General features: G+C 40.7%; 18 protein-coding genes. 4 read left to right on the plus strand and 14 right to left on the minus strand.

All coding sequences use genetic code 11. From position 1 onward, the window contains the following. Positions 1–3: 3 nt before the first annotated feature. From cydX to cydC, 3 genes are read left to right on the plus strand one after another with little or no spacing between them, the layout of a single operon-like run. On the plus strand, positions 4–168 hold the full coding sequence (gene cydX / locus RB215_RS09905) for a cytochrome bd-I oxidase subunit CydX (protein WP_011328678.1): 165 nt from the start codon (positions 4–6) through the stop codon (positions 166–168). After that, positions 158–1933: a thiol reductant ABC exporter subunit CydD gene (cydD, locus tag RB215_RS09910; protein ID WP_086995287.1), complete on the plus strand. Its 1776-nt coding sequence runs from the start codon at positions 158–160 to the stop codon at positions 1931–1933. The genes cydX and cydD overlap by 11 nt, the downstream gene beginning before the upstream one ends. Next, entirely contained in the window at positions 1926–3665 is a 1740-nt protein-coding gene (gene cydC, locus RB215_RS09915) for a thiol reductant ABC exporter subunit CydC (protein WP_309216304.1), read from the plus strand. Before cydD ends, cydC begins: the two co-directional genes overlap by 8 nt. On the opposite strand, the gene RB215_RS09920 is transcribed toward cydC, so the two are convergent. From RB215_RS09920 to rpsB, 14 genes are all read right to left on the minus strand, one after another. Then, positions 3662–4051, minus strand: coding sequence for a septal ring lytic transglycosylase RlpA family protein (locus tag RB215_RS09920; protein ID WP_089368555.1), 390 nt, complete (start codon positions 4049–4051; stop codon positions 3662–3664). The two genes, cydC and RB215_RS09920, sit on opposite strands and share 4 nt — an antisense overlap. A 153-nt stretch (positions 4052–4204) precedes the next feature. Continuing rightward, positions 4205–4975, minus strand: a complete 771-nt coding sequence (lpxA, locus tag RB215_RS09925) for an acyl-ACP--UDP-N-acetylglucosamine O-acyltransferase (protein WP_011328682.1) — start codon at positions 4973–4975, stop codon at positions 4205–4207. Positions 4976–4977: 2 nt separating this feature from the next. Next, positions 4978–5430, minus strand: a complete 453-nt coding sequence (gene fabZ / locus RB215_RS09930) for a 3-hydroxyacyl-ACP dehydratase FabZ (protein WP_011328683.1) — start codon at positions 5428–5430, stop codon at positions 4978–4980. A gap of 27 nt (positions 5431–5457) precedes the next feature. Then, complete coding sequence (lpxD, locus tag RB215_RS09935; protein ID WP_011328684.1) at positions 5458–6480, minus strand: UDP-3-O-(3-hydroxymyristoyl)glucosamine N-acyltransferase; 1023 nt, start codon at positions 6478–6480, stop codon at positions 5458–5460. A 7-nt stretch (positions 6481–6487) separates the two neighbouring features. After that, positions 6488–7006 carry an OmpH family outer membrane protein gene (locus RB215_RS09940; RefSeq protein WP_041454497.1) on the minus strand — a complete coding sequence of 173 codons (519 nt, stop codon included), beginning with the start codon at positions 7004–7006 and terminating at the stop codon, positions 6488–6490. 11 nt (positions 7007–7017) lie between these two features. After that, positions 7018–9489, minus strand: coding sequence for an outer membrane protein assembly factor BamA (bamA, locus tag RB215_RS09945; RefSeq protein WP_011328686.1), 2472 nt, complete (start codon positions 9487–9489; stop codon positions 7018–7020). Positions 9490–9585: 96 nt separating this feature from the next. Next, positions 9586–10944, minus strand: coding sequence for a sigma E protease regulator RseP (gene rseP / locus RB215_RS09950; protein WP_192531577.1), 1359 nt, complete (start codon positions 10942–10944; stop codon positions 9586–9588). Position 10945: 1 nt separating this feature from the next. Then, on the minus strand, positions 10946–12151 hold the full coding sequence (gene ispC, locus RB215_RS09955; protein ID WP_309216305.1) for a 1-deoxy-D-xylulose-5-phosphate reductoisomerase: 1206 nt from the start codon (positions 12149–12151) through the stop codon (positions 10946–10948). Beyond that, positions 12148–13014: a phosphatidate cytidylyltransferase gene (locus RB215_RS09960; RefSeq protein WP_011328689.1), complete on the minus strand. Its 867-nt coding sequence runs from the start codon at positions 13012–13014 to the stop codon at positions 12148–12150. The genes ispC and RB215_RS09960 overlap by 4 nt, the downstream gene beginning before the upstream one ends. Positions 13015–13034: 20 nt before the next feature. Then, entirely contained in the window at positions 13035–13814 is a 780-nt protein-coding gene (locus RB215_RS09965) for an isoprenyl transferase (RefSeq protein ID WP_011328690.1), read from the minus strand. 165 nt (positions 13815–13979) lie between these two features. Beyond that, positions 13980–14501: a ribosome recycling factor gene (frr, locus tag RB215_RS09970; protein ID WP_011328691.1), complete on the minus strand. Its 522-nt coding sequence runs from the start codon at positions 14499–14501 to the stop codon at positions 13980–13982. A 50-nt stretch (positions 14502–14551) separates the two neighbouring features. Further along, positions 14552–15301 (minus strand): UMP kinase, encoded by a 750-nt coding sequence (gene pyrH / locus RB215_RS09975; RefSeq protein ID WP_011328692.1) that lies wholly within the window; start codon positions 15299–15301, stop codon positions 14552–14554. 157 nt (positions 15302–15458) lie between these two features. After that, entirely contained in the window at positions 15459–16310 is an 852-nt protein-coding gene (tsf, locus tag RB215_RS09980) for a translation elongation factor Ts (protein WP_011328693.1), read from the minus strand. A gap of 103 nt (positions 16311–16413) precedes the next feature. Continuing rightward, complete coding sequence (rpsB, locus tag RB215_RS09985; RefSeq protein WP_011328694.1) at positions 16414–17142, minus strand: 30S ribosomal protein S2; 729 nt, start codon at positions 17140–17142, stop codon at positions 16414–16416. A gap of 271 nt (positions 17143–17413) precedes the next feature. Between rpsB and map the strand changes: the two genes are divergently transcribed. Further along, positions 17414–18199, plus strand: coding sequence for a type I methionyl aminopeptidase (gene map / locus RB215_RS09990; protein WP_089368556.1), 786 nt, complete (start codon positions 17414–17416; stop codon positions 18197–18199). The last annotated feature ends 41 nt before the right edge of the window (positions 18200–18240 follow it).

An 18240-nucleotide genomic window follows, 5' to 3' on the forward strand; every position in this document is an offset into this window, starting at 1 on the left:
ACTATGTGGTATTTCGCTTGGATTTTAGGTGTACTTTTAGCCTGTACCCTAGGTGTAATAAATGTAATGTGGTATGAGTTTCAGCAAAATAAAGACAGTATTGCTGATGACGAGCAAGTAATGCATGATTTATTAAAAGAGACTAACACAACTAAAAATGACGACTAACACCCGCCCTGATCGCGCGCAACAGCAGTCTTTGCGCGCTTTTTTAAAGCGTCAAAGTAAACCCGCTGCAATGCTATTAAAGCTAAGCATTGCACTGGGTACTGTTAACGCATTACTCATGATTGCAGGTGCTTATTTACTTGCTCAAGCTATTCATAATGTAATTTTTGAACAGTATAGTTTGGCTGAAATCACCTACTTATTATGGCCTTTGGCCGGTATTATTTTACTGCGCGCGGTATTTTTAACACTAAGTGAACGCTTTAGCGCTTATGCTGCACTTAAAATAAAGTCGGCAATGCGCCAAACCCTACTTAATAAGCTCAGCCTGCTTGGGCCAAGCTATGTAGAGCAGCATGGCCAAGGTGCTACCCTCAATACATTGCACAATGGTGTAGAAGCGCTACACGATTATTATGCTAAGTACCTACCTGGCGTTGCCTACAGTGCGCTTATTCCGCTGGCTATATTAATCGTTATTTTTCCGACAGATTACAAAGCTGGGCTAATATTTTTATTAACTGCGCCGCTTATTCCTTTTTTTATGATTTTAGTTGGCTCAAAAGCCGAAGCGCTTAATCAACAACGTTGGCAACAACTGGCGGTATTAGGGAATTACTTTTTTGATCGCGTACAAGGGCTTACCCAACTTAAACTATTTAACGCCACTCGCTTAGAGCTAAAACAAATTGCTAAAATATCTGATGACTTTAGACACGCAACACTTAGCGTATTAAAAATTGCTTTTTTATCATCATTTGCATTGGAGTTTTTAGCAACCATTAGTGTGGCCTTAGTGGCGGTTATTATTGGTTTTAGATTGTTTTTTGGCACACTTGATTTTGCCACTGGTTTTGTGGTTTTACTGTTAGCGCCTGAATTTTATTTGCCACTGCGTCAATTAGGCAGCCACTATCATGCGCGCTTGCAAGGTATAAGTGCCGCCGCCGACATGCTAATAATTTTAAATGCCCCATTGCCTGAGCAACAAAGCGAACATACTACTGACAAAATTAGCGCTACTATTAGCTCAATTACAGTTAATAACCTTAGCTTTACCTACCCAAATAGTGACGAAGGAATAAAAAATATAAACTTATCTCTACCCAACAAAGGGTTAATTGCCGTTGTTGGTGCCAGTGGCTCGGGTAAAAGTACCCTGTTTGATTGTTTATTGGGGTTTCACCCCGAGGTCATTAAGCATATAAGTATTAATCAGCAAATTTTAAGTACTGCACATATTGGGCAATTACAAAGCCACATTGCGTGGATACCGCAATCAGCCACGTTATTTTACGACACTATTGCTGCCAATATTAAATTAGCAAAGCCTAATGCAACGCAACAAGAGCTTGAGCATGCAGCAAAGCAAGCAGGCGCTTTGGGCTTTATAAAGGCACTGCCTGATGGTTTTAATACTTTAATTGGCGAGCAAGGTGAGGGACTTTCTGGTGGTCAAAAGCAACGCATTGCCCTTGCGCGTGCTTTTATAAAACAAGCACCTGTATTGGTACTTGACGAACCTACTGCGCACCTTGATAGCGAAACCGAACAAGTTATTCAACATGCTATAGCTGATTATGCAAAAAATAATTTAGTGCTAGTTATTGCCCATCGGCTCAATACTGTCAAAAATGCTGAGCAACTTATTGTAATGCACAATGGCAAGATAGCTCAGCAAGGTTGCTTTAATAGCTTAGCGGCTGAAGATGGTGAGTTTGCCACTTTACTGCAAACAGCACAGCAAGGAGCAGTTCATGCATAATTTTATTCGCTTACTAAAACTGTGCCGTCCTCACTACAAAGCTATGTTGTTGGGTACCTTTTTAGCCACAATTACAGTACTTGCTAATGTGGGGTTACTGGCTATATCGGGCTGGTTTTTAGCCTCAATGGCGGCAGCCGGTATTGCCGGTACACAAATGAATTACTTTACTCCAGCGGGTACTATTCGCTTTTTAGCGATTGTACGCACCGCATCACGGTATGGGGAACGCTTAGTAACTCACAATGCTACGTTTTTAATGCTAAGTGAAATTCGCGTTAGTGTGTTCTCTACCCTCAGTAAACTCAATAATGTTGACTTAGCAATGAGCCGCAGCGCCGATTTAGTTAATCGGCTCCAAAACGATGTAGACGCGCTAGATAAGTTTTACTTAAACGTATTATTACCTATGTTAGTTGCGCTATTAAGCGTGCCTATTATTATGCTGTTTATGTCGGCATACAACGCCGATGTCGCACTTATTTGTTTTACTGGCATTGTTCTGATTGGCGTCGTTTTACCTGCTTTTCTTAGCGCTAAATTAAATAAAAACAGCCACAAAGAAACACAGTTAAGTGCACAGCTGCGCTCTGAGCTTTCCGATACTTTAACCGGCCTTAGAGAACTGAGTATTTACCAAGCTCGGGAGCAGCAAATTGCTAAGTGCGATGATTTAAGCGAGCAGTATAATCAGCAACTGTTTATTCGCCACAAGGCGCTGGCTAATACCGATGGTTTAAGCTTATTAGTTGTACAACTGGCCATGATCGCAAGTATTGTGACCATAGCGCCCCTGGTTTACAGTAATGCCATGGTTAATGTTGAGCTGGCAATGCTAAGCCTATTTGTGCTCGCCAGCTTTGAGAGTGTGTTACTCCTGCCAAATGCGTTTATTGAATTACCAAATGTGTTAAAAGCAGCTGAACGTTTATTTACGCTTGAAGATAAAGCCGTAAATGCTAATACGCAATATGATGCCGCTATAAATAATAATTTGGCTTTGCAAAATCCCTCACTAACACTTAAGAACATTAGTTATTGTTACGATAAACACCCAGCATTAAATGACGTGAGTTTTGAGCTAAAGCCGCAGCAAAAAGTGGCCATTGTTGGTAGAAGCGGCAGCGGTAAAACCACCTTAGTTAACTTACTCACCGGTTTATGGCCACTGCAACAAGGCAATATTACCTTGAGTGAGCAAGGCAACTGCGTTGATTTGCATTTATTAAGTAATGATAACCGAGCAAGGTTAATTAATATTTTGGCTCAACAGCATCATATTTTTGATGGCACTTTAAAAGAAAACCTATGCTATGCAGCGCCTAATGCAACTAAAGCGCAAATGCTAGATGCACTAGCGCATGCACAACTTAGCCCGTGGTTTACTGAGTTAAAATCGGGGTTAAATACTCGCTTAGGTACCGGCGGGCGTAATGTGTCACAAGGTCAGTCGAGGCGGATTGCGATTGCGCAGGCTTTATTGCAAAACCCCGCTATTTTAGTGCTTGATGAGCCAACAGAAGGGCTAGATAATCAATCTAAACAAAGTGTAATGCATGCCATTATGCAAGTTATGAGTAACGCCAGTGTACTTACTATTACCCATGATCCAGCCCTGCTTGAGCATATGGATAATATTATTTGGTTAGAGGATGGGCGCGTAATAGCACAAGGCACCCATCAGCAATTACTTAGCGATCCTGCTTACACGTCACTTACTATCCGTTTTTAATTCGCTTTATCTATTACGGTAACTTGCACATCAATAACGCCGACTTTAGGGTCGGCTATCTTTTTAAACATACTGCTCGATAAATCTATAATACGCCCGCGTATATAAGGACCTCGGTCGTTAATTCTCACTATTACCGACTTATTATTTGCTAGGTTTGTTACTTTCACTTTAGTACCAAAGGCCAGCTTAAGATGCGCTGCCGTTGCTGCTTGCTGATCAAAGCGTTCGCCATTTGCGGTGGTTCTTCCTTGGTATTTATCGGCATAAAATGATGCTTTGCCAAGCTGTGTCAGCTCCCCTGAGCTTGATTTTACAAGTGGTTGACTACTACAACCTGCAAGGATAATAGCAATAAAAGTAACAGTGAGTTTTTTAAGTATCATTTAATAGCTTATGTAATTGATATAATTAGCAACTAGCCTACAGCTACTTGCCTGAGCTGATCCTGAATTACTCACTAATAATTATAAATAATAAGCAATAAAAAACCACCATCGATTACTCTTAGGTGGTTTTTTATATAAGCTAAAAGGCGTTTATCGTACGATACCGCGCTCTGAGCTTTTAACAAAATCTATCATTAACTGTACTGCTGGATACTTTTGCGCATCTTCGCTAAGTGACTCAATTGCTTCATCTACACCTAGGCTTTTACGATAAAATACTTTATAAGCACGGCGTACAGCCATTATCTCATCGCTTTGAAAACCACGGCGTTTCATGCCCTCAGTATTAATTGCAACTGGACCTGCAGGTATACCTATAGTGGTAACAAATGGTGGTACATCTTTATTAATAGCTGAATACATGCCTACAAATGCATGTGCGCCTACCTTACAAAACTGATGTATACCTGAGTTGCCCGCAAGAATAACCCAGTCACCAATATGTACATGCCCTGCAACACTGGCGTTATTAGCAAATATAACATTATCGCCAATCACTGCATCATGAGCAACATGGGTATAGGCCATAAACAGGTTATTACTACCTATAATGGTTACGCCCTGATCTTGAATTGTGCCACGGTGAATTGTAACGCATTCACGAATAATATTATTGTCACCAATAGTGAGCGATGTTGGTTCGTTGTTGTACTTTTTGTCTTGGCATGCTTCACCAACCGACGCAAACTGAAAAATATGATTTCCAGAACCGATAGTTGATGGGCCTTTAACTACAACATGAGACTCAATAATACAGTTATCACCAATGACAACATCATTGCCAATATAACTATATGGTCCCACTGAAACATTGCTGCCTAGTGTCGCGCCTGGTTCGATTATTGCCGTTGGATGAATCACAATTAAAACTCTCTTCTCGCACACATAATTTCGGCGCTACATACTAGCTTGCCATCGACTTTTGCTTCTGCTGCAAACTTCCATAAATTACGACGTTCTTTTAAAAACTCAACATGTAAATGCATAGTATCACCAGGAAGTACTGGTTTTTTAAAACGTGCATTATCTACAGCTGCAAACAAATACAATTCATTTTCGCTACGGTTTTCAACCGTTTTAAAGCCAAGTAACCCAGTTGCTTGAGCCATGGCTTCTAATATTAATACACCCGGAAAAATTGGCTGATTTGGGAAATGCCCGGTAAAAATGGGTTCGTTTATAGTCACATTTTTAATAGCATGCAAAGATTTGCCAGGTGTAAAGTCAATTACTCTATCAACTAATAACATCGGGTAGCGATGCGGTAATAAACTTAAAATTTCTTGAATATCAAGGCTATTTAATTCGTTTGCCAAAATAGCATCCTCATTAGTGTTCAACGTTTATGGCTTATTTAATTGCTCAAGTGCTTTAATACGGCTTTTCATTTCAGAAAGGTTACGCAAGTGAGCGATTGATTTACGCCATTCTTTGTTTGTAGTATGAGGTATACCAGATGAATAGATACCTGGCTCGGTGATTGATTTTGTCACCATACTCATACCCGTAATTATAACACCATCACAGACGCTCATGTGACCATTAATTGCTGTCATGCCGCCAATTTGGCAGTTTTTACCTATGGTGACGCTACCAGCAAGTACAGTACAACCAGCAATAGCTGTGCCTGAGTTAACTTCAACGTTATGTGCTATTTGGCATTGGTTATCAATAATTACATTACTATGGATAATAGTATCGTCAAGTGCACCACGATCAATTGTAGTACTTGCGCCAATTTCAACTTTATCACCAATAATAACAGAGCCAAGCTGAGGAATTTTAATCCATTGCCCACGCTCATTAGCATAACCAAAACCATCACTACCTATAACGCTATTGGCTTGCAACAAACAATCTGAGCCAATTTCAACATTATGATAAATAGTTACATTCGACCAAAGCTTAGTGCCTGAGCCTATTTTAACACCTTCACCAATAAAACTGTTCGGACCAATTTGTACGTTATCGTTAATTATCGCATTGCTTTCAATTACCGTATTAGCGCCAATAGCGGCACTTTTACTTACTGTCGCATTTGGGTGAACAACCGCGCTTGGATGAATGCCTGTTGCGGCAGAGCGTGGCGTCGTATCCATTAATTGCGCAAGCTTGGCGTAACTTACATACGGATTTGCAACTATTAGTTTATTGCCGTTAAAGTAAGGAGCATCTGCTTCACTAACAATGACAGCACTGGCTTGAGTCACTTCAAGTTGCGAGCGATATTTCTTATTCGCTAAAAATGCAATATGCCCTGAGCGGGCATGTGCAAGTGTTGCTATTTTTGTTATTTCTAAAGCGCCATCACCTTGCAGCTCGGCGCTTAGAAGTTCCGCTATTTGCGAAAGCGTATAATTTTGCATAACTTAATTATTTCTTACTCACTGCAGCAACTACTTTATTAGAAAGATCAGTTACTTTTTTAGGGTTAAAGTAAATAGTTGTATCTTTAACTTTAACTTCATCAAAGTCGCCATCTTTAGCAATGTCTTCAATTGTTTTGATAATTAAACCCTGCACTTTTGCAAGCTCTTGGTTTTGGCGTGCTTTAATTTCTTGCTCAAGAGGACGACCTACTTCAGCAAGGTTTTTTTGCATACCCTGAATTTTGTCACGCAGTTTATCTTTTTGCGCTTGGCTCATAGTGGTACTTTCACGCTTGAACTTTTCAGCTTCAAAGCGAATATCGCCTTGTAGCTTTTCTAACTCTTGACGGCGCTCTGCAAACTCAGTTTGTAGAGATTGCTCAATTTTAGCCATTTGTGGTATTTGCTTGTAGATTTCTTGCATGTCTACAATACCTACTTTATGTGCAAATGCACTTACCGAGGTGCCCATCATAAGTGTTGCTAAAACAGCTACTGCCGTTGATTTAAATAATTTATTCACAAAAAACTCCTTTAAAAGCTGTTACTAATATTAAAACTGATGGTCTTCGTATCGTCATCTTCTTCTTTTTGCAATGGATACGCAAAACTAATCAGCATTGGACCCATTGGAGAGATCCACTGTAATGATAAACCGGTTGAAACCCTAAAACGCATTGGATCAGAGTAATCATCTAATTTAGCTCGCTCATCGGCTGCTAAATTTTGGTAACGGTCTACGTTAAACTCGGTATCCCATACGTTAGCAGCATCAACAAAGAAACTGGTACGTACTGAGCTGGTATTTTCTTCATCTAAAAACGGTGTAGGTACAATTAATTCCATACCTGCTACCGCTTTAGCATTACCACCAATTCGACCTTGTGGTACTAGCACATCAAATTCAGATGAGCCGCCTATATTACCTGTGGTTGAGCCGTCTGGTAAAGGTGTACCCGGAATTGATTGCGGTATACGTGCAATTGCGCGTGGTAAAATTGTATTTCGGTCAAAACCACGTAGTTCCATTTCAGTAATACGGAAGTATTCTTGGAATGGCAGTACTTGGTCGTAGCCGTTAGTTGAACCATAACCATTACCGTAACCTAACGCCGCACGGGTTGAGAACACCCAGCGATGGTCGTTCGATATTGGCCAGTAAAAACGCGAATCATAGTTTAACTTAAAGTATTTTAAGTCAGAATTCGGCGTTGTTGCTGTTAAGTTTAGCGTTTGACGTGAGCCCGCTGTTGGGAATAAACCACGGTTTACCGTAACGCGAGACCAGCCAGCACTTAACTCATATTTAGTAAAGTCAAAACCTGCATCTGGGTTGTCTTGGTCTAAGAAGGTTTCACGCAGTACACGCGTTTGCTCGTACTCTGCAATATCTGAAAGCTCTTCTTGAATCCAACGAACACCAAAGTTAATGCGGTTAACCGCATCAATTGGGAAGCCTATATTAGTCCCCAATCCATAGCTTTTCGACTTATAGTCGATCAAACTAAACTTACTTGCATCGTAGTTACTGTAAAAAATACTGCTACCTTGCGATACGCCATCTGGCGTGAAGTATGGGTCGGTATAAGACACGCTCACACGCTCAGAACCACGCGAGGTATTAATATTAAAGCCTATTTGATTACCAGTACCTAAAAAGTTAGATTCTGTTACACCAATATTAAACTGTAAACCTAGGTATGAGCCATACGCTAAGCCGGCATTAAAGCTACCAGCCGACTGCTCTTTTACAGTAAAATCAACATCTACTTGGTCATCAACACCTGGGACTGGCACAACGTTAAAATCAACTTTTTCCATATAAGGTAAACGCTGAATTTGTAATTTTGAACGCTCTAAGCTTTGGTTAGATAACCATGCGCCTTCAAGCTGTGTCATTTCGCGGCGCAGCACTTCATCTGCAGTACTTTGGTTACCACCAACAATAATCCGGCGCACATAAACACGCTTACCAGGGTTAACCGATAAGGTTAGTTGTACTTCTTGATTTTCGTCATCAATTTGCGGAATTGTGCGTACTTCAGCATTGGCATAACCAAAACGCGCTAAGTAGCTTTTTATAAATTCTTCTGAAGAGGTAACCACTGAGCCGTTATATAACTCACCCGCTCGTAGTGGAATAACACTTTTAATTAAGTCTTCGCGACCAAGTAAGTCACCAATAAAGTCAAAACCTTTAACTTTATATTTAACCCCTTCTGTTAAGTTAGCTGTAACGTATACAGACTCACGCTCTGGGCTAACCGACACTTGGGTAGAGTCTATGTTAAAACGTAGGTAACCACGGTCTAAATAAAAGCTACGAATTTTTTCTAAATCGCCTTCAATGGTTTGTTTTTGGTAGCGGTCGCTGCCCATAAACTGCCACCAAGGTAAGTCTTGTTGCGACTCAGCCAGTTGTAATAGCTCTTCATTAGAAAAAAGTTCATTACCTACCAAGTTAATTTGACGAATTGATGCAGCATCACCTTCATCAAATTTTAATTTAAGTTTAACCCGGTTACGCGGCAGTTTAGTGATACTAATATCAACTTTAGCGTTGTATTTACCAATACTGTGGAAAAATTCAGTTAAGCCTTTTTCTATATTATCAATAACGGTTTTATCTAGTGGCTCGCCTTGGCGAATATTTTGCTGATCAAGTGACTGATTAAGCTGCTCATCTTTAATATCTTTATTGCCATCAAACTCAATAAAGCTAATTGTTGGGCGTTCAGTTACTTTAAAAACAACGTTATTACCGTCGCGTAGCGCTTTTATATTGTCAAAGTGACCTGAGCGGTAGAGAGACTTGATTGTTTTTGAAATCGTGTACTCATCAACATTATCGCCCACGTTAATAGGAATATGCGTTAATGCAGCACCCAGTGCTACACGCTGTAAACCTTCAACTTTGAGATCTTCAACAATAAAGGAGTTTTGGCCTAGGGCTGCAAAGCTTGCACCCAATAAACTTGAAACTACCAAATGTTTTTTTATAGCCATTTTATTATATTTATCCTTTACAACTGTATTACCGCTTAGCATCGAAAAGTAAATTTACGAGCTGTACAATCGTGGTTCTAATTAGTCATTGTCACGTTAAAACGACAAACGCGATACATCATTGAACAAAGCGAAACATGTTAAAAAAATGAGTAGTAACGCACCCACTTTAAAACCAAACTCTTGTGTCTTTTCAGAGACTGGCTTTTTACGAAAAAGTTCAATTATGTAATACATTAAGTGTCCGCCATCAAGCACTGGCAAGGGCAATAAATTAAATACACCCAAGTTAACACTGATCAGTGCTAAAAAGCTTAAAAACGCAACGAAACCGTAGCTTACGCTAGTCCCCGCGCCTACGGCAATGCCTACTGGGCCACTTAAATTTTTAACCGAAATCTGGCCTGTAATTAAATTACCTATCATATCAAAGCTAAGGGTAATTAATCGCCACGTTTCTTTACTACCTCGCACAATACTATCGAGCGGGCCATAATGTCTAGTTTCTATATAACCTTGCGGCCATTTTTCTACTATTGGTGCAACCCCTAAAAAGCCTTGCTCTATGCCCTGAGCGTTAACCCTAGCTTGAGGTATTACCGATATTATTTTTATAGTGTCTTGTCTTTTTACACTAAATTGTAATGATTTGTTAGCCGATTGGGTAATAAGATTAACTAATTGCTGCCAATTGCTTATTGTTTCGCCATTTACAGCCACAATAGTATCATTTATTTTTAACCCTGCCAGCTCTGCAGCAGAGCTTTTAGTAACCGCAGCAATACTAAGTGTTGCTTGTGGCCTAAATGGTACTATGCCTAGAGAGCTCAATGGTGGCACGTCTTGCTGATCAAGTTTCCAGCCGTCTAAATTGAGCATTTTTGTTTGCTGCTGATAGTTTTCGTTACGTACAGTTACTGCAACGCTTTTATCACCTAAACTCGACATAAGCGCAAAGGTTGCGTCTTGCCAGGTGGTAATTTCATCATCACCAATTTTAGTAATTTGTTGGCTCGGCATTAATCCCGCTTGCGCTGCACGACTGCCTTCAACCACACTGCCAACAACAGGTTTTACTGATTGCACACCCACCATATACATAACGGCAAGTGCAAATATAGCAAATATAAAGTTAGCAACGGGCCCCGCAGCAACAATCGCTATACGCGCTTGTACCGACTTAGCATTAAACGATAAATGACGCTGATTTGCAGGTACTTCATCAACCCGCTCATCGAGCATTTTTACATAACCACCCAAAGGTATGGCTGCTATAACGTACTCGGTATCGTATTTATCACGCCATTTTAGCAATGGTTTACCAAAGCCGATAGAAAAGCGCAGCACTTTAACGCCGGCTTTACGCGCCACCCAAAAGTGGCCGTATTCATGTACTGTAACTAAAATGCCCAGCGCTAAAATAAATGAGCCGAGATTCCAAAAAAAATCGAACATATTAATGCGTCACTTTTGTTATAAACTGCGATGCGCTTAAACGCGCTAATCTATCGCACTCTAAAATTTCATCTAAGCTTTGCACATTGGTGTACGTGGCCGCTTCGAGAGTCTGTGCATTTATTGTGTATATATCGGTAAAACCAATTTCACCATTTAAAAATGCACTTACCGCGATCTCGTTTGCGGCATTCACTGTCGTTGTTGCGCCTTGCCCTGCGCTACACGCATCAATCGCTAGTTGTAAATTAGGGTAACGAGAAAAGTCAGGTTTAGTGAACGAAAAGTCACTAATATCTGAAAAGTTTAACGGCTTAACCCCTGCATTTATGCGCTCAGGGTAAGCTAATGCATGGGCAATTGGGGTACGCATATCAGGGTTACCCATTTGCGCTAAAATTGAGCCGTCGTGATATTGCACCATAGAATGAATTATACTCTGTGGATGAATAACCACATCAATATCACTCGGGTCGCAGTTAAACAGCCATTTAGCTTCAATAAACTCAAGCCCTTTGTTCATCATGGTGGCTGAATCTACCGATATTTTTTGTCCCATAGACCAATTAGGGTGCGCCACGGCTTCTGCTATGGTTACACCTTTAAGGGTATTTATATCACGGGTTAAAAATGGGCCGCCTGATCCGGTAAGTAATATTTTACTTACGCCATGAGATTGCAGGTGTTGATCGCCTTGCGCATTTTGTAGAGAGTACGGTAAACATTGAAAAATAGCGTTATGTTCACTGTCTATTGGTAGCAATGTCGCTTTGTGTTGTTTTACTTTATCAATAAACAACTGACCCGACATTACCAAAGATTCTTTATTGGCGAGCAGTACTTTTTTTCCGGCTTCTACTGCGCTTAACGTCGGCAATAACCCTGCAGCACCGACAATTGCCGACATGACAGCATCAACCTCTGGATGCCCACACAGCTCGCTCATAGCCTGCTCACCATGCATTATCTGCGTTTTACATGGCGTATTACTTAAATATAACGACAATTGCTTAGCAGCGCTTTGTGTTGCCATAACGCCATAGCGTGGCTGATGCGCAATGCATAGCTCAGCCATTTTTTTAGCATTTTTCCCAGCAGCTAATGCAAAAATACTAAACTGCTGAGTATTTCTTGCCACAACATCTAAGGTATTAAGGCCAATAGAGCCTGTAGCCCCTAGAATTACCAGTTGCTGCTTTTCACTCATAAACTCAAAGTCCACGCATAACACATTACAAACATAGGTGCGGCTGCGGTTAGGCTATCAATACGATCTAAAATCCCGCCATGTCCTGGCAAGCAATTACCGCTGTCTTTAAGTCCTGCTTCGCGTTTAAACATGCTTTCAAGCAAATCACCCACCGCTGAAAACAAGGCAATAAACACAGTCATAATGGCGTAAATTGGCCATACAATTAAATCTACGTCGGTAAAATGACAAAATGTAAGCACAAATATAACTGCAGCGACAACGCCGCCGGCTAAACCTTCAATAGTTTTATTTGGGCTTACTTTTGGCATGAGCTTACGCTTACCAAAGCTTTTACCTGTAAAGTAGGCACCAATATCGGCGCTCCATACGATTCCTAAAACCACTAAAATAAGCATAGAGCCAAAATGACTAGATTCGGTATATTGCGCACTGCGCAGCGTATTTAGGGCTAACCATAAAGGCACTAACGTTAGTAATCCGGCAATACCGCGCATTACTATGCCTTCGTTCCATGCTTTAGCCATTTCTGGGTAGCGCCATACTAAATAACTAGCAACAATCCACCATGCAAACGACAGCGTAAATAAGTAATTTGCATCACCAACTAATTTTCCATCTTGCCAAAGTGATTCGATTGGCCAGTGCAGGTTTAGTAACGCAAGCAAAGCGGCAACTAAAAGTACAAAAGCGCTGCGCTTAAGTTTATTGCACAGCCCCATAAAAGCAGACCATTCCCATGCGCCCATTAATACAATTGCACCCGCAAAATAACTAAATAATGTCAGTGGGGTGTAAAAAACCAAAGCAAGCGCTAATGGTGCTAGCACGAGTGAGGTTAGAATGCGTTGTTTTAACAAAATTATGACCCTTATTCTATTTAGGTTTGAGCGAGTAATTGTTTTATTTGTTCGCCCGTACAACCAAATCGTCGCTCTCTGGCAACGTAACACGCTATGGCCTCAGCAAATGCTGCTTCATTAAAATCAGGCCACAGTGTGTCGGTAAAGTAAAGTTCAGCGTAAGCTGCTTGCCAGAGTAAAAAGTTACTAATTCTGACATCGCCACCAGTACGAATTAGTAAATCAGGCTCGGCCTGATCTGCCATACTCATGTACTGTGCTATACGCTCTTCTGTAATATCGGCTGGGTCTAATTGCCCCTGTGCAACTTGCTCTGCAAGTTGTTTAGCAGCATTAGCCATATCCCAACGTCCACCGTAATTTGCAGCAACATTTAAATGCAGCCCGGTATTATTTGCTGTAAGCTTTTGAGCAGTATCTACTTTACTGCGTAAGCTTTCAGAAAACCGCGATAAGTCTCCAATAATGGTCAGTTTTACATTGTTTTTATGCAGCTTTTTAACTTCTTTACTAAGTACAAATAAAAAAAGCTCCATTAACGTTTTTACTTCGTCTTCAGGTCGACGCCAGTTCTCACTACTAAAAGCAAATAAGGTTAACGATTGTATCCCTAATTTAGTACAAAACTGTACAGATTGACGAACTGCGTCCACACCTTTTTTATGCCCAAACACACGCGGTCTATTTCTGGCTTGCGCCCAACGCCCGTTACCATCCATGATGATAGCTACATGTTTAGGTAAACATTGCTGTGAAATTGTGTCAGCATCTAGAACCATAAATATTGAGTATTCCATAAAAAAACGCCGCCTAGTATACCCCAGCCGGCGTTTCAAAACTAATAAATTTAACCTGTACTCGGGATAATAAATCTATTTCAAGTGGCTATTTTTAACGCTAACTGCGTTGAATTTACTTGCAATAGGTTCAATCTATTACCCCAAGTGCAGCGTATTAGTTTCTTAGATTTCCATCAACTCAGCTTCTTTAGCTGCTAATTGAGTATCCATTTCTTTAATGAATTTATCGGTCATCTTTTGAATTGCTTCTTCAGCTTGACGCGCTTCATCTTCAGAAATATCTTTATCTTTCAATAAGTTTTTAAAATCGCCATTCGCGTCACGACGAATGTTACGTACTGCAACACGACCGCCTTCAACTTCACCACGAACAATTTTAATTAAGTTTTTACGACGTTCTTCAGTCAATGCTGGCAATGGTACACGAATAACTGAACCTGCTGACATAGGGTTTAAACCTAAGTCAGATGCCATTATTGCTTTTTCTACCGCTTGCGCAAGTGACTTATCAAATACACCAATAGCCAGTGTACGTGAATCTTCAATTGTTACGTTAGCAACTTGGTTTAACGGTGTTGGCGAGCCATAATACGACACCATAATACCATCTAGCAATGCAGGATGAGCACGACCAGTACGAATCTTAGATAACTGGCTGCCCAGTGCTGCTACACTCTTTTGCATGCGCTCTTGCGCATCTTTTTGAATATCGTTAATCACAGTTTAATCCTAATCTATTTAATTACTTCATCTGAGGCTTGTGAAGAAATAAGGGTTCCCTCTTCTTCACCCATAATAACACGTTTTAATGCGCCTGATTTATTCATATTAAATACGCTCAATGGCATATTATGATCGCGTGCTAATGTAAATGCCGCTAAATCCATTACTTTCAATTCTTTCTCAATTATCTCATTGTAACTTAAATGACGATAAAGTGTCGCATCTGGATTTTTAACTGGGTCATCACTGTAAACGCCATCTACTTTAGTCGCTTTAATTACCGTATCGGCTTCAATTTCGATACCACGTAAACAGGCTGCTGAGTCGGTAGTGAAAAATGGGTTACCCGTACCGGCTGCAAAAATAACTACGCGGCCCGTTTTTAATAAACTAATTGCTTCAGCCCAATTGTACGCATCACACATACCATGAAGTGGAATAGCCGACATTAAACGACAGTTTACAAATGCACGATGCAGCGCATCACGCATTGCCAAACCATTCATTACGGTTGCAAGCATACCCATGTGATCGCCAACAACACGATTCATGCCTGCTTCTGCTAACGAGCCACCGCGTAAAAAATTTCCACCGCCAATAACTAAACCCACTTCTACGTCGAGCTCTACGAGCTCTTTAATTTCTTGAGCCATGCGGTCTAACACTTTAGGGTCGATGCCAAAGCCTTCATCTCCCATTAAAGCTTCACCGCTTAATTTGAGAAGAACGCGTCTAAAAATAGGTTTACGATTGATAGTCATAGTATTGGGGCCAACTTTTATAAAAAATGGATAAAAAATAACCGCGCTTATGTTAAACATAAAAGCGCGGTTATTTTAAAGAATTTCTAGCTGTGAAGCAAAAGCAAATAACACATTAATTGCATGTCTTTTTTACTCCCTACACAAATAGTTAATCTTATTTAGCTTTAGCAGCAGCGATTTGTGCAGCAACTTCAGCAGCAAAATCTTCTTCTTTTCTTTCGATACCTTCACCAACTTCTACACGTACGAAGCTAGTAACTGTTGCGTTTTTCTCTTTAAGAATTTCGCCAACAGTTTTCTTAGGTTCCATGATGAAAGCTTGACCAGTAAGAGAAACCTCACCAGTGAATTTTTTCATGCGGCCAACAACCATCTTCTCAGCGATTTCAGCAGATTTGCCTTCATTCATCGCGATTTCGATTTGTACTTGTTGTTCTTTAGCTACAACATCAGCAGGAACGTCTGAAGGAGTTAAGTACTCAGGGCTTGATGCAGCAACGTGCATTGCAACGTGCTTAAGTGTTTCTTCATCAGCAACACCAGCAACAACAACACCAATACGATCACCATGACGGTACTCAACTAGGTTTTCACCCGTGATGTACTGTAGACGACGTACGTTAATGTTTTCACCAATTTTAGTTACTAGCTCAACGCGTGCTTCTTCAAACTTAGCTTGTAAGTCTTCGATAGTCACAGTGTCTGCAATTGCAGCTTCTGCTACTTTATCAGCAAACGCTAAAAAGCTTACGTCTTTAGCTACGAAGTCTGTTTGACAGTTAACTTCAACTAGCACTGCAACATTACCATTTTTCTTGATAATGATAGCGCCTTCAGCAGCGATATTGCCTGCTTTTTTAGCTGCTTTAGCCGCGCCACTTTTACGCATGTTTTCAATCGCTAACTCGATGTCGCCATCAGTTTCAGTTAACGCTTTTTTACAATCCATCATGCCAGCGCCAGTACGCTCGCGTAATTCTTTAACTAGGGCAGTAGTTACAGCCATTAGTAATTCCTCAAATCTGAATCAGGTTTAGATAAGCGGGTTACCCGCTCTACAAGAATAGCAAGTCTTCACCTTTAAAAGATGAAGACTTGAAGACAGCTAATTACTCAGCTTCTACGAAATCGTCTTTTTCAGCTTGAGCAACAAGTGTGTTCTCACGGCCTTCAGTGATCGCAGTTGCAACAGCGTTAGTGTACAGACTTACCGCACGGATAGCATCATCGTTACCAGGTACGATGAAATCAACGCCATCTGGGTTCGAGTTAGTATCAACAATTGCAACAACCGGAATACCTAGGTTGTTAGCTTCACGGATAGCAATGTGCTCGTGGTCAGCATCAATAACGAAAAGCGCGTCTGGAAGACCGCCCATGTTCTTGATTCCGCCAAGGCTCTTCTCAAGCTTTTCCATTTCGCGGTTAAGCATTAACGTTTCTTTCTTAGTTAACTTCTCGAAAGTACCGTCTTGGCTTTGTATTTCAAGGTCTTTAAGACGCTTGATTGATTGACGAACTGTTTTCCAGTTAGTCAACATGCCACCTAACCAACGGTGGTTTACATAGTACTGGTCGCTTGCGATTGCAGATTCTTTCACTGCTTCGCTTGCTGCACGCTTAGTACCAACGAAAAGAACTTTACCTTTGTTTGCAGCAGCACCAGATAAAAACTTAAGTGCAGTGTTGAACATTGGTACAGTTTGCTCAAGGTTGATGATATGTACACGGTTACGTGTGCCGAAGATGAAAGGCTTCATCTTAGGGTTCCAGTAACGTGCTTGGTGACCAAAGTGAACACCAGCTTGAAGCATATCGCGCATTGAAACGTTTGCCATTTTATAGATCCTCTATAGTTGTTTAGGGTTAGGCCTCCACATATCCCATAGCACCAACACCGAAGTATTTAAACTTCTAATGCACCCAAGTGTATGTGACGATACGTGTGTGTGTTAAAATAAAATTGTGTTTGCCTTAAATACAAAAAATCATTAAAGAATTTATTTGTAAAAAGACGGCGCGCTTTATACCATATTAAAATTAAATACTCAACATCGCGTGCAAAAATTGTGCGGCGATAAATGTTAAAAACTCAACTTTGGAGCTTCAATGAGCGCTATTATTAAGACCCCTGAAGAAATAGAGAAAATGCGCGTAGCTGGGCGCTTAGCGGCAGATGTACTTGAAATGATCGGCCCATATGTAGTGCCGGGCGTGACCACCGATGAGCTAAATACAATTTGTCATGATTATATTGTTAATGTGCAAAAAGCAATCCCTGCTCCATTAAATTATCATGGTTTTCCAAAATCAGTTTGCACCTCTGTAAACCATGTTATTTGCCATGGTATTCCAAACGAAAAGCCATTAAAAGATGGCGACAGTATTAATATTGACGTTACCATAATTAAAGATGGCTACCACGGCGACACTTCTAAAATGTTCCATGTTGGTACCCCTAACATTCAAGGTAAACGCCTTGCAGAAGTAACACAAGAAAGCCTCTACATTGCTATTAAAATGGTAAAACCAGGTGTGCGTTTAGGCGATATTGGCGAAGCAATTCAAAAATATGCTGAAAGCTTCAACTACTCAATTGTTCGTGAATACTGTGGCCATGGTATTGGCGCAGGGTTTCACGAAGAGCCACAAGTAATGCACTATGGCAAAGCAGGTACTGGCGAAGTATTAAAAGCCGGCATGTGTTTAACTATTGAGCCTATGGTCAATGCGGGCAAACGCCAATGTAAACTACTTAAAGATGATTGGACTGTGGTTACACGTGACCGTAGCTTGTCAGCCCAGTGGGAACATACTTTGTTAGTAACTGAAAATGGTGTTGAAATTTTAACGCTACGATCAGATGATACAATCGACAGGATCATTGAGCATTAAAATACCCGTTCAACTTGATAGCTATTTATTTATCAAAATGA

The organism is Pseudoalteromonas sp. HL-AS2 (assembly GCF_031198805.1).
In the GTDB taxonomy this organism is placed as follows: Bacteria; Pseudomonadota; Gammaproteobacteria; order Enterobacterales; family Alteromonadaceae; genus Pseudoalteromonas; species Pseudoalteromonas nigrifaciens.